The following is a 12,604-nucleotide window of genomic DNA, read 5'->3' on the forward strand; positions in this document are numbered from 1 at the left end:
GGGACGGCCTCGATCAGTCGGCGGGGGTCAGCGCTTCGGGAATCGCGTGCCCTTGCTCTTCGTAGTAGCGCGCGGCACCGGCGTGCAACGGCACGCTACCAACCGTCAGGGTCATCTGCGCCATATCGGCACCTTCCAGAGCGCCAAAGGCGTTGACCTGAGGCTCGGGGTTCTCCATCACCGCCTTGACGATCTCATAGGCAGTCTGCTCGTCCAGTGACGGAGAGGCATGGACCGCGACGCCAAACGCCCAGGTGGTGTAACCAGGAATGTCTTCAGCAGCACCCGCCGGGATATCCACCACCGCCAGTTCCGGCATCTGTTCGCGCAGTGTGTCGGCCTGGGCTTGATCAAGCGACAGCACGGCGACGTCGGTGAAGGTCGCGATATCCAGGCTGGAACCGTCCAGGCGTTCGCCGACGCCAGACTTTACGTAGCCGGCGATGCGCCCATCCTTGATCGAGTCCACCACGTCGCTGGTGGACCCACGAACATAGTCTGGCTCGATGCCGAGGGTGGCGAAGACCGCCTCGGAGGTCGCCTCGGTGGACGATCCGGTAATCCCCGGGTTCAAGCGAACGCCGTCCAGACCGGCGAGATCCTCGACGCCGGCGTCCTGACGCATCACCACGTTCTGGGGCGCCACGGTGTAGACCCACAACAGACGGGTATCGACCGGCCGAGAGGCGTATTCGCCGGTGCCGGAATAGGCCTGATAGCCGGTGTTGGTCGTGACCAGCCCCATGTCGACCTGATCGCGGCTCAGGCGACGCAAGTTGTCGACCGTGGCGCCGGTCTCGGCCACCGAGGAACTGACGCCCTCCAGGTGCTCGTTGATGATCTGGTTGACGGCAACAAAGTAGCCGTAATGGCTTGAGGAACTGGACGTGGAGCCGATCAGCAATCGGTCCTGGGCGTAGACGGAGGATGTGGCGATCATCGCGGCGGCGGCCGCGCACAGGGTCACTCGGCGGTTCATGGCGTTCTCCAGCCCTTCAAAGGGCATGTTGTTGTTGACCGTGTTGCAGGGCTCGCGGAACTGAACAGTGGACCGGCGCTGTGGACCAACGCCGCCACGAGCCATTCGCCTGTCTCTGTGGGAAGGCGACATCCTGAGCATGGTCCCGACACCACCTTTTGACTATTGAATAGTTTTTTGGAAACGTTTTAATAAATTTATGAAACCCAGCATCCAGCAGTTGCAGGCCTTTGTCGCCGTGGCCCAGTCTCACTCGCTGTCCCAGGCCAGCGAACGACTGCATCGCTCACAGCCGGCGATCTCCATTGCCCTGCGCAATCTGGAATCCCAGGTAGGTGGTCTGCTGTTCAGCCGCGACGCTCGTCAGCTGGTGCTGACGCCTGAAGGCAGAGACTTTCTTCCGGTGGCGTTGCGCCTGCTGGGTGACTGGAAAGATGCGCTCGATGACCTGGAAGCCACGTTCTCCAAGCGCCGCGGCAAGATCACCGTCGCGGCACTACCGACCCTGGCCGGCGGGCTCTTGCCTGGTGTCATCGCCGACTTTCGCCGCCGCTATCCTCAGATCAAGCTGAGCCTGCATGACGTTCTCGCCGATGAGGTCGCCGCTCTGGTTCGGGAAGAGCGTGCTGACTTCGGCCTGTCGGTCGAGCCCCAGGGCGCCGATGACCTGGACTTTCAGCCGATCGTCTCTGATCACAATGTGGTGATCTGCCCCCTGGGGCATCCCCTGCTGGCGCTGGACAGGGTCCCCTGGCGGGCCTTGATGGATCATCCGTTCATCGGCATTCACCGCCAATCCAGCTCTCGCCAGGAGATCGATCGAGTGATGGCCGACATCGGAGGGTCACTGGACCTGCAGTGCGAAGCGGGGCAACTCGCCACGGTGGGTCGCATGGTGGCGGCGGGACTGGGGATCAGTGTGCTGCCCTCCCTGAGCCTGCGCCTGATCTCCCCTGTGGGCCTGGACCACCGTGTCCTCGTATCGCCATGCCTGCCACGTCGGCTCGGCATTCTCTACCGCCGCCGTGCGCCGCTGTCCGCCGCCGCATCAGCGCTGAGAGACATGCTTCAAGAGGCTGCCCGGTCAGAGGCTCCGTCGACGTTGAAAGCAGAGCCTGAACCCTGAGCCACGATCAGGTCGCCAGCCACTAGCAACTGGCGTCGCTGGCCCCTCGTGTAGTCTGCAACGCAGCCGTTGCCGCCGCGCCTGCCGCTACCCGCGACACCACGCCGCCGACGATGATCAGGCAGGGGGATGGCAGGGGGCTCTCCGCCAGGCGCTGATCGATATCGCCAAGGGTGCCCACCAACGAGGCCATCTCAGGAAGACTGGCGTTGGCCACCAGCATCACCGGCCAGTCCTGTGGCAGGCCTGCGCCACGCAGGCCACGGGTAATCGCTCCAAGCTTGTTGAGCCCCATGTAGAACACCAGGGTCTCGTCGCGTCGGGCCAGCGATGCCCAGTCCGGCTCGCCCCCCTCGCGACACTGCTGGGCGGTGATCAGGCGAAGACTCTGGGCGTGGCCGCGATCGGTCAGCGGAATCCCCATGGCGGCGCAGGCGCTGGCCGCCGCCGAGATGCCGGGCACGATCTCACGCGCTATGCCGGCCTCGTCGAGGGCGTCGAGTTCTTCCCCCAGGCGTCCAAAGATGCCCGGATCGCCGCCCTTGAGGCGCACCACCGCCTTGCCCTGGCGCGCCAGCGCCACCAGCAGGGTGCCGATCTGCGCCTGATCGACGCTGTGGTGGCCCCTGGCCTTGCCGACATAGTGGCGCTCGACACCGGCCGGAATCATCGCCAGTACCTCGGGCCCCACCAGGCGGTCGTAGACCACCGCGTCGGCGTGTTCGATCCGATCCAGCGCCTTGAGCGTCAGCAGTTCACCCGCGCCGCTGCCAGCCCCCACCAGCGCGACCCGGCCAACAGCGCCGCCTGACCGATGGCCAGCGCCGCTGGCAGCGGACAGGGAAGCCAGCCGGTCGGCCAAATGCTGGCTTTGCCCTGCCAGTCGCCCCAGCAGCATCGACAGCCCGTCCAGACGACGTGCCAGCCAAGGCTTCGTCCCCGCTTCAGCAAGGTGACCCTGCCGGTCTCTAGGCCGACTGGGGTTGTGCGCGCTCGATGCGACCACGGCTCTTCTCCTCTTCCACCAGACTCTTCAATTCGGGAATACAACTGCCGCACTGGGTGCCACAGGCCAGCCGCGCACCGAGCGCCTCGACGCTGTCGTCGCCGGCACGAATCGCCCGCTGGATCGGGGTACGCCCCACCTGATGGCAGCTACACACGATCGGCCCCTGGTCGGCGGCGCCGTCATGACAGGCCGCCAGCACTCGCCGCCGATGCTGCTGCCCCATGGCCTCGCCACGCGCGGCCTCGTCGAAGCGCTCGCACAGCCAGCCAAGCCCCGGCAGTTCGCTGACCGGGCCAACCATCAGCCACCAGCACAGGCGTCCTTGTTCGAACCCCGCCAGGCGCCAGCGACCACTGGCCGGGTCCTGGGCCACCGGGCCCAGCTCCCCCGGCAACTGGCGTGCGGCCCAGTCGAGCCAATCGCGGTCGACGCCCGCTTTCTCGACGCTCCCTTTCTCACCCCCCCCTTTCTCACCCCCCCCTGGCTCGATCGGCTCACCGGCCAGTTGCCATCGCTCCGCCGAGGCCAGCGGGACCCGCGTCCAGTAGTTGGTCCCCTCGACCACCCGGGCCGCCAGGCCCGAACCCTCGGGCGGTCCCTGCTGGGCCAGTGCCCGGGAAACCACCAGGGTCGCCTCCCAGGCGTGCTGCAGCGGCGTGACCGCCACCGCGCCATGCTTGGTCTCCGGCTGGCCAGAAAGCGGATCGACGTCCGGGGCGAACAGGCTCCCCGCCAGTGGCGAGTGACTGAAGCGCGGTGTCCAGTGGATGGGCACGAACACTTCCCCACGGCGCTGGGCGGCAGAGACCCTGACGCGGGCGCGCATCTCGCCGCTGCGCGAGCGGATCCTGGCGAGCCCCTGGTCACACAGCCCCAGGGCCTCGGCGTCATCCCGGTGGACCTCGACGAAGGGCTCGGAGCGGTGATTCATCAGTCGGCTGGCCCTGGCGGTACGGGTCATGGTGTGCCACTGATCGCGCACCCGCCCCGAATTCAGCCGCAGCGGAAAGTCGGCATCAGTCGCCTGGCGCGGCGCCCGGGCGCTCACCGGCCACAGCCGGGCCCGACCGCTCTCGGTGTAGAAGCGGCCGCTTTCGAACAGCCGCGCGGTGCCTCGTGGTGCGCTTGCCGTCACCGGCCACTGGATCGGAGCCAGATCGTCGTACTCGACCCGGGACAGCCCCGCCAGCCCGGAAATATCGAAGGCCCGCCGTCCCTGGTTGTCGAGGCCCGACAGGCGCGCATGCTCGTCGAAGATCTCGCTGGGGTGGTCATAGGCGAAGGCCTCGCCGAAGCCCAGGCGCTCGGCCACCCGGCACAGGATCCACCAGTCGTGGCGGGCCTCGCCAGGCGGCGGCAGGAGCCCGCGCTGGCGCGAGATACGCCGTTCGGAGTTGGTGACGGTACCGTCCTTTTCCGACCAGCCGCTGGCCGGCAGCACGATATCGGCGAGTTCCACCAGGTCGGTGTCGGCCATGCACTCCGACACGATCACCAGCGGACAGCGCTCGATGGCGCGGCGTACCCGGTCGGCATCCGGCAGGCTCACCAGAGGGTTGGTGGCCATGATCCACAGCGCCTGGATGTCGCCGCGCTCGACGGCCTGAAACAGTTCGACCGCCTTGTGGCCGGGCTCCCGGGGCAGCGTCGGCACCAGCGCCTCGGTCGACCAGAAGCGGGTCAGCCGTTCGATGGCGCCCGGGGTGTGGTAGTCCATATGGGCGGCCAGCTGGTTGGCCAGTCCGCCGACCTCGCGCCCGCCCATGGCGTTTGGCTGGCCGGTGATGGAAAAGGGACCGGCGCCGGGCAGGCCAATCTTGCCGCCGGCCAGGTGGCAGTTGAGGATGGCCTGGCACTTGTCGGTGCCGCTGGTCGACTGGTTGACCCCCTGGGAGTAAAGCGTGACCACGTGCAGCTGGGTGGCAAACCAGTAGTAGAAGGTCTCGAGGCGCTCGGCGTCGAGATCGCAGGCCGCCGCCACCGCCTCGATGTCCGAGGCCTCGTCCAGGGCGGCGGCAATCGTCTCTTCGGCGCCGTCCACATGGCGCTTCAGATAGACCTCATCGAGCCGTTGGCGACGGGCCATCCAGGCCAGCAGGCCATTGAACAGCAAAGCGTCGCTGCCGGGGCGCAGCCCCAGGTACAGATCGGCGATCTCGCAGCTGTCGGTGACCCGAGGATCGATGACCACGACCCGCATCAGCGGATTGCGGGTCTTGGCCAGACGCAGCCGCTGATACAGCACCGGATGGTTCCAGGCCAGATTGGACCCCACCAGCACCACCAGTTCGGCCTCTTCCAGGTCCTCGTAGTTGCAGGGGACGGCGTCGGCGCCCAGGGTGCGCTTGTAGGCCGCCACCGCCGACGCCATGCACAGCCGCGAGTTGGTATCCAGGTGCGGTGTTCCGAGAAACCCCTTGAACAGCTTGTTGGCGACGTAGTAGTCCTCGGTCAATAGCTGCCCGGACAGGTAGCCGGCGATGGCCTCTGGACCGCTGCCCTCGGCAATCGCTCCGAGACGCTCGGCCACGGCGTCCAGCGCGCTGTCCCAGTCGGCTTCGCGACCGTCCACCCTGGGTCGCGTCAAGCGCCCCTGAACGCCAAGGGTCTCCGCCAGGGCCGAGCCCTTGACGCACAGGCGCCCGAAGTTGGCCGGGTGATCCCGATCGCCCTGGAGGGTGACCGACTCGCCATCGCGACGTAGCTCGATGCCACAGCCGACCCCGCAGTAGGGACAGGTGGTGCCTGTGGCCTCGCCGCCAGCACCGCTGTCGATCTCCGTGCTGTCGCTATCCGTCCGGGTCATCGCGCTCTCCTCTGGGCCATCTTGCTGCCTTGGCATATCGTCGGCATCTCATCGGCAGATCATCGCTCCGCTAGCGGCCGGGCCTTGATCGGTCGGGTCTTGCTGCGGCCCAAACGCACGACGCCCATCCCGTCGAGCGAGGCTCGAGGAGATGGGCGTCGTTGCCGGATGAAATCCCGCGCTGGATTTCGTGTGTGCTAGCGCCCGTTGCAGACGAGTTGTCGGACCGGCCCACCCGCCACCAGCGTCGGGACCCTTCCTGGCTCGGCCTAGTGATCTGGCTCGGCCTAGTGATCGGGCTCGACGTAGTCATCTGGCTCGGCTTAGTGATGCCCATGGCACCAACAACGGCACTAGCTTTGCCAGTAACCAAAGCAAACCCTGTGCCAGAACACCATAATCGCCCCCTGCAGTGTGGAATGCTGGTGCCAGCCAATTGAAGCCACGACGTTTTTTCTGACGTTTGCCCAGGCGATGGTGGCGAGAAGACGTCTGACAGACCCCAGGCTCGCACCACAACGAACGATAGAGGCCACCGTTTACGCACCCTTTCGGTGCGCGAGCGCCTGCCCGGCATATCTGCGGGGGCACGGCGGCGGCTTTGCAGGGGGTTATCTCCCTGACAGAAAACGACAAGATCGAAAATGGAACGCCTTTTGCGCTGACAGGTGCAGAGGCACCCAAGGTGCACCCTTCATCATGTCGACTCGAGCTCTATCGAGCGACAGCATCATCGAGCCACGCCCATGCCCGAACACGACACCTTGAAGGTCCTGCTGGTCGACGACGAGATAGTGCGCGCCGCCATGGTCGAAGAGGCGCTTGCGCTGGACGGACACCAGGTGGTCTGCCGACTGTCAAGCCCGGCCAGCCTCAACGACATGGTGCAGCAGCATCAACCCGACGTGGTCATCATCGACATGGAATCGCCTGACCGGGACACCCTGGAAAGCATGGCGCTGCTGCAGCGGGAAAACCCTCGACCGGTGGTGTTCTTCGCCGACCAGCACGACCCCGAATCGCTCAAGGCGGCGGTGAAGGCCGGCGTCAGCGCCTATGTGGTGGACGGTCTGGCGGCCAACCGCGTCAAGGCGGTCATCGATGTCGCCATCGCCCGCTTCGAAGCCTTTCAGGGAATGCGCCGCGACCTCGACAAGGCACGCAATCAGCTCGCCGACCGCAAGCGCATCGAACAGGCCAAGGGCCTGTTGATGAAGCATCAGAGCTGCGATGAGGAACAGGCCTACCGCATGCTGCGCAAGCTGGCCATGGACCGCGGCCAGCGCATCGCACAGGTCGCCCAGAACGTCATCGACATCCTCAAGCCACTGGAGAAGGGATCATGAGTCCATCGCTGTCTTCTGACGCGGCCAGCACGTCCAGAACTGGCGCGCCGCATCCACCCGAGCTCGCCAGCCTGACCCTGGGATTCGTGCCACTGCTGGATGCTGCGCTGTTGATCATCGCCCGGGAAGGCGGCTTCTTCGCCGCCCAGGGGGTCGAGGTCAGCCTGTCACGCGAGAACGCCTGGTCCACCCTGCGCGACAAGGTCGCCGCCGGCCTGCTTGACGGCGCCCAGATGCTGGCGCCAATGCCGCTGGCCATGAGCCTGGGGCTGTCCCGCGCGCCTTGTGACACCCTGGCCGCCGCGGTGCTGAGCCGCCAGGGCAATACGCTGGTGCTGTCTCGCCGCCTGGCCGATGCGGTCGGCGCTTCGGTCGACAACGGGGAGCCCGGCGCCTTCGGCGCGGCCAGCGAACTGGCCCGACGCTTCAAGGCCTCGCTGAAAGAAGGCACCCGGCCACGCCTGGCCATGGTCTACCCCTACTCCTGCCAGCACCTGTTGCTGCGTGACTGGCTGGCCCGCGGCGACATCGACGTCGACAGCGAGGTCGAACTGGTCGCGCTGCCGCCCCCGCGCATGGTGGACGCCCTGCGCGAAGGCGAGATCGATGGCTTCTGCGTCGGCGAGCCCTGGGGCAGCCTGGCCCAGCATCGTCAGGTGGGTCGAGTGGTGGCCAGCGGTGCAGAACTGATGCCGGCGCATCCCGAGAAGGTGCTGGGGGTGACGGCCTCCTGGGCGCGGCGCTACCCGAATACCCTGTCCGCGCTGCTGCGCGCCCTCCAGGCCGCCGCCCTGTGGCTGGACAAGGCGCCTGAGGCCAGACGCCAGACCCTGGCCTGGCTGGCACTGCCCCCCTACCTCGATGAAGCCGTAGGCCATCTCGACGAGCTGCCGCTGGAAGCCGCCCCGGGCTACCCCTGCATCGGTGAGCGACTGCGCCCCCTGACGGCCGACTTCGAGGGGCTGATCCAGCGGTTGTCGCCGCTGCTCGAGGCTCGCGGGCGACAGCTCGACACCGCCACCCTGGAGGAGTGCTACAGCGCTGTGCATTACGACGCCGCCACGCACCAGTACGGTGCCGACACGCCCTGAACCCTGCCTGACCGGTGCTGACGCCCGCCACCAGTGCCTGCACCAACAGGCTGTTTTACCTGCACAAAACGTAAAACAGGCATGAAACTTGGATAGCCTGTAGCAAGTGCCGGCGAATGCCGGCGGCGGTCAACGGCGATCGCACCGACACTAGACAAAGACGTCTCTTCACCCTCCGACGCCGGAGGTGTGAGAGACGTCTTTGGCGTTTTTGGAGCCCATGCGATGCCTTATTCCACTGGTCCTTCTGACTCCAGGCCCCGTTCCTCAGGCCTGCCTGACTCAAGGTCCCGTTCCGAAATGACCCAGGCCGGCTCGTCTTCGCCGACGAGGTCTGACGACGCACGTCTTCCCCACCTGGTGATCGTCGGCAACGGCATGGCCGCGCATCGATTGATCGAGACCCTGGCGGCCCAGAGTGGTGCCCCACGACACATCACCGTGATCGGTGCCGAACCGCACGCGGCCTACAACCGCATTCTGCTGTCGAGCTGGCTGGCCGGCGATGTCGAGCAGGATGGATTGACGCTGACACCGCCGCATGACTCCGCCGTCACTGTCGATCAGCGCCTGGGCGCGCGGGTGGAGCGGATCGATCGTACCCGGCGCCTGGTCGAGTGCGACGACGGCGAGGTGATCCCCTACGACCACCTGGTGCTGGCACTGGGTTCGCGCAGCGCCATGCCACAGATCCCCGGCATCACTCTGACGGGCGTGTCGGGCTTTCGCGATCTGGACGATGCGGCGCGCCTGGCCGACGCAGCAAAGGCTGGCGGCGCGGCGGTGGTGGTCGGTGGTGGCCTGCTGGGCCTGGAGGCCGCCGCCGGCCTCGCCGCCAGAGGCATGCAGGTATGCGTGCTGCAACGCTCACCGCGCCTGATGAACCGGCAGCTGGACGCCACCGCCAGCACCATGCTGGCAAGCGAAATCGAAGGCCGCGGCATCCATCTGAAGACCGGGGCGCGGTTGGCCGCGATCGTCGGCGATGAAAACGGCCAGGTGGTCGGTGTGCGCCTGGAAGACGACGAGCGCCTGCTGCCGGCGAACTGCGTGGTGATCGCCGCCGGCATCACCCCCAACGCCGAGCTGGGCAGGGATGCGGGGCTCGATTGCGATCGCGCCATCGTCGTCGACGACACCCTGGCCACCTCGGACCCCGACATTTCTGCCCTCGGCGAATGCTGCCAGTTCGAGGACACCACCTACGGCCTGGTGGAGCCGATCTGGCATCAGGTCGAGGTACTGGCCAGTCGCCTGTGCGGCGAGCCCTCGGCGCCTTACCACGAACGCGCCTGCGCCACCAAGCTCAAGGTTTCCGGCGTCTCGCTGTACGCCTTCGGCCCCACCGAGGCCGAGGACGGACATGAGGTCCTCAGCTATCGCGACCAGGGCGAATACCGCCGACTGCTGCTGCGCGACGGCCTACTCGAGGGCGCCGTGCTCTACGGCGATACCCGCATGGGCCCCTGGCTATTCCGGCTCGCCGAGCAAGGCCAGCGACTGGACCGAGCGCGCCACTCGCTGCTGCTGGGCCAGGCCGATACCGAGGCCCTGCTGGCGGACGACGCCACCACCGACACCGACCCATCGACCACCGAACAGGATGCCGCCTGATGTCCAGCACAAAGCACAATCTCGCCGCACACAATGCTCCCGACAGCGACGCCACGGATACCCGCCCCACCCTGGTCGTGGTAGGCAACGGCATGGTAGGTCACCACCTGGTCGAGCAGCTGGTCGAACGTGATCAGCACCGCCGCTACCGCATCGTGGTGTTCGGCGAGGAACGTCATCTGGCCTACGACCGAGTGCACCTGTCGGAGTACTTCAGCGGCCGCGACGCCCAGTCCCTGGCGCTGTCCACCGCCGACTACTACGCCGAGCACGGCATCGAGCTCAAGTTGCACCAGGCGGTCACCGCCATCGATCGCGATGCACGGCGCGTTCACACCGACGCTGGCTACCTCGACTTCGACCGTCTGGTGCTGGCCACCGGTTCCTTCCCCTTCGTCCCGCCGATTCCCGGCAATGATCGCGAGGGCTGCCTGGTCTACCGCACCCTGGACGATCTCGACGCCATTCGCGCCGCCGCCGCCACCGCCAATACCGGCGTGGTGGTGGGGGGCGGACTGCTCGGGCTGGAGGCCGCCAACGCCCTGCGCGGCCTCGACCTGGACACCGCGGTGGTCGAATTTGCCCCGCGTCTGATGCCGATGCAGGTGGACGAGCAAGGCGGTGAACTGCTCAAGGAAAAGATCGAGGGCCTGGGCGTCCAGGTGCTGACCGAAAGAGCGACCCGCGAGATCGTCCCCGGTGAAGCCAGCCGTCTGCGCATGGTATTTCAGGACGACAAGGTGCTGGAGACCGATCTGATCGTGTTCTCCGCCGGCATACGCCCCCGGGACGAGCTGGCCCGCGAGTGCGGGCTCGAGATCGGCGAACGTGGCGGCGTGGTGATCGATGACCACTGCCTGACCAGCGATCCCGCCATCCTCGCGGTGGGCGAGGTCGCGCTGTACAACAACAGCATCTTCGGTCTGGTCGCCCCCGGTTATCAGATGGCCAAGGCCGCGGCCGACACCCTGTGCGGTGGCGATTCGACCTTCACCGGGGCCGACATGAGCACCAAGCTCAAGCTGATGGGGGTCGACGTGGGGGCCATCGGCGACGCCCACGCTAACCGCCATCCCGGCGCCAAGCAGTACCGATACTTCGACCAGATCCAGCAGGTCTATCGCAAGCTGGTGGTCTCCGGTGACGGCAAGCGCCTGCTCGGCGCCATGCTGGTGGGCGACAACTCCGCCTACGACAGCCTGATGCAGTACTACGCCAATAACCTGGATCTGCCGGCGGACCCCGCCTCGTTGATCGTGCCCTCCAGCGAACCGGCGCCGGCGCTGGGCCCGGACGCCCTGCCGGACAGTGCCACCATCTGCTCGTGCCACAACGTCACCAAGGGCGCCATCAGCGCCGCCATCGACGCCGGCTGCGAGGACCTCGGCGCGGTCAAGGGGACGACCAAGGCCAGTACCGGCTGCGGCGGCTGTGCGGCGCTGCTCAAGAACGTCTTCGACCATGAACTGGCGGCCCGCGGCATGGAAGTCGACACCTCCCTGTGCGAGCACTTCGCCCACACCCGCCAGCAGCTCTTCGATATCGTCCGGGTCGAGGGCATCAAGACCTTCAGCGAGTTGATGACCCGACACGGCACCATCCTGGACGACGGGGCGCCGAGTCTCGGCTGTGACGTCTGCAAGCCGGCGGTGGCCTCGATCCTGGCCTCCTGCTTCAACGAACCGATCACCGACGCGGCGCATATCCCGCTGCAGGATACCAATGACACCTTCATGGCCAACATGCAGAAGAACGGCACCTTTTCCGTGGTGCCGCGTATCGCCGGCGGTGAGATCACCCCGGACAAGCTGATCGTGCTGGGCCAGGTGGGCAAGAAGTACGGCCTCTACACCAAGATCACCGGCGGCCAGCGCATCGACCTGTTTGGCGCACGTCTCGAGGACCTGCCGGCCATCTGGGAGGAACTGATCGACGCTGGCTTCGAAACCGGACACGCCTACGGCAAGTCGCTGCGCACGGTGAAATCCTGTGTCGGCAGCAGCTGGTGCCGCTACGGCGTCCAGGACAGCGTCGGCATGGCGCTGCGACTCGAGCATCGCTACAAGGGACTGCGCTCGCCGCACAAGCTCAAGTTTGCGGTGTCCGGCTGCACCCGCGAGTGCGCCGAGGCCCAGAGCAAGGACATCGGCGTCATCGCCACCGAGCATGGCTGGAACCTGTACGTCTGCGGCAACGGCGGCATGCGTCCGCGTCATGCGGAGCTGTTCGCCACCGACCTGGATGACCAGGCCCTGATCCAGGCCATCGACCGTCTGTTGATGTTCTACGTACGCACCGCCGATCGACTGCAGCGGACTTCTGTGTGGCGCGAAAACCTCGAGGGAGGCCTCGACTACCTCAAGGCGGTGGTGCTCGACGACAGTCTGGGCATCGGCGAGGAGCTCGAACGCCAGATGCAGCACGTCATCGATACCTACGAGTGCGAGTGGGCGGGCGCCCTGGCCGATCCGGACAAGCTCAAGCGCTTTCGCAGCTACGTCAACGACAGCCGTCCCGACCCGGACATCATCGTCACCGAGGAGCGCGGTCAGCTCCGCCCAGCCTGAGCAAGCCTCAGCCAACCACCGTTTCCGCCCTCGTGACCACACCTCGTCACGAGACGGGCCGCCAAC

At 66.6% G+C, this 12,604-nt stretch carries 8 protein-coding genes; 5 read left to right on the plus strand and 3 right to left on the minus strand.

The window, feature by feature from the left end; genetic code table 11:
• Positions 1–13 precede the first annotated feature (13 nt).
• The gene (locus KUW00_RS12615; RefSeq protein ID WP_124802544.1) at positions 14–979 is read right to left on the minus strand and encodes a TAXI family TRAP transporter solute-binding subunit; all 966 of its coding nucleotides are present in this window, start codon (positions 977–979) and stop codon (positions 14–16) included.
• Positions 980–1,178: 199 nt separating this feature from the next.
• Between KUW00_RS12615 and KUW00_RS12620 the strand changes: the two genes are divergently transcribed.
• Positions 1,179–2,105, plus strand: coding sequence for a LysR family transcriptional regulator (locus tag KUW00_RS12620; protein WP_124802546.1), 927 nt, complete (start codon positions 1,179–1,181; stop codon positions 2,103–2,105).
• 22 nt (positions 2,106–2,127) lie between these two features.
• Here the strand turns inward: KUW00_RS12620 and cobA are convergent, their stop codons facing one another.
• Together cobA and KUW00_RS12630 are read right to left on the minus strand one after the other, a co-directional pair.
• Positions 2,128–3,003, minus strand: a complete 876-nt coding sequence (gene cobA / locus KUW00_RS12625; protein ID WP_124802548.1) for a uroporphyrinogen-III C-methyltransferase — start codon at positions 3,001–3,003, stop codon at positions 2,128–2,130.
• Positions 3,004–3,073: 70 nt separating this feature from the next.
• Positions 3,074–5,920, minus strand: a complete 2,847-nt coding sequence (locus KUW00_RS12630; protein WP_124802550.1) for a nitrate reductase — start codon at positions 5,918–5,920, stop codon at positions 3,074–3,076.
• Positions 5,921–6,666: 746 nt separating this feature from the next.
• Between KUW00_RS12630 and KUW00_RS12635 the strand changes: the two genes are divergently transcribed.
• The 4 genes from KUW00_RS12635 (at position 6,667) to nirB (ending at position 12,538) form a co-directional block, all read left to right on the plus strand.
• The gene (locus KUW00_RS12635; RefSeq protein ID WP_045994380.1) at positions 6,667–7,266 is read left to right on the plus strand and encodes an ANTAR domain-containing response regulator; all 600 of its coding nucleotides are present in this window, start codon (positions 6,667–6,669) and stop codon (positions 7,264–7,266) included.
• Entirely contained in the window at positions 7,263–8,357 is a 1,095-nt protein-coding gene (locus KUW00_RS12640; RefSeq protein ID WP_124802552.1) for a CmpA/NrtA family ABC transporter substrate-binding protein, read from the plus strand. The genes KUW00_RS12635 and KUW00_RS12640 overlap by 4 nt, the downstream gene beginning before the upstream one ends.
• A 300-nt stretch (positions 8,358–8,657) precedes the next feature.
• Complete coding sequence (locus KUW00_RS12645; protein ID WP_222569206.1) at positions 8,658–9,971, plus strand: NAD(P)/FAD-dependent oxidoreductase; 1,314 nt, start codon at positions 8,658–8,660, stop codon at positions 9,969–9,971.
• Entirely contained in the window at positions 9,971–12,538 is a 2,568-nt protein-coding gene (gene nirB / locus KUW00_RS12650) for a nitrite reductase large subunit NirB (protein ID WP_124802556.1), read from the plus strand. Before KUW00_RS12645 ends, nirB begins: the two co-directional genes overlap by 1 nt.
• The last annotated feature ends 66 nt before the right edge of the window (positions 12,539–12,604 follow it).

The organism is Halomonas sp. DP5N14-9 (genome assembly GCF_019802175.1).
In the GTDB taxonomy this organism is placed as follows: Bacteria; Pseudomonadota; Gammaproteobacteria; order Pseudomonadales; family Halomonadaceae; genus Halomonas; species Halomonas litopenaei.

Excerpts from the sequence above, each read along its gene's own strand:
- KUW00_RS12615 (WP_124802544.1), bottom strand. The coding sequence starts at position 979 with ATGAACCGCCGAGTGACCCTGTGCGCGGCCGCCGCCGCGATGATCGCC.
- KUW00_RS12620 (WP_124802546.1), top strand. The coding sequence starts at position 1,179 with ATGAAACCCAGCATCCAGCAGTTGCAGGCCTTTGTCGCCGTGGCCCAG.
- cobA (WP_124802548.1), bottom strand. The coding sequence starts at position 3,003 with ATGCTGCTGGGGCGACTGGCAGGGCAAAGCCAGCATTTGGCCGACCGG.
- KUW00_RS12630 (WP_124802550.1), bottom strand. The coding sequence starts at position 5,920 with ATGACCCGGACGGATAGCGACAGCACGGAGATCGACAGCGGTGCTGGC.
- KUW00_RS12635 (WP_045994380.1), top strand. The coding sequence starts at position 6,667 with ATGCCCGAACACGACACCTTGAAGGTCCTGCTGGTCGACGACGAGATA.
- KUW00_RS12640 (WP_124802552.1), top strand. The coding sequence starts at position 7,263 with ATGAGTCCATCGCTGTCTTCTGACGCGGCCAGCACGTCCAGAACTGGC.
- KUW00_RS12645 (WP_222569206.1), top strand. The coding sequence starts at position 8,658 with ATGACCCAGGCCGGCTCGTCTTCGCCGACGAGGTCTGACGACGCACGT.
- nirB (WP_124802556.1), top strand. The coding sequence starts at position 9,971 with ATGTCCAGCACAAAGCACAATCTCGCCGCACACAATGCTCCCGACAGC.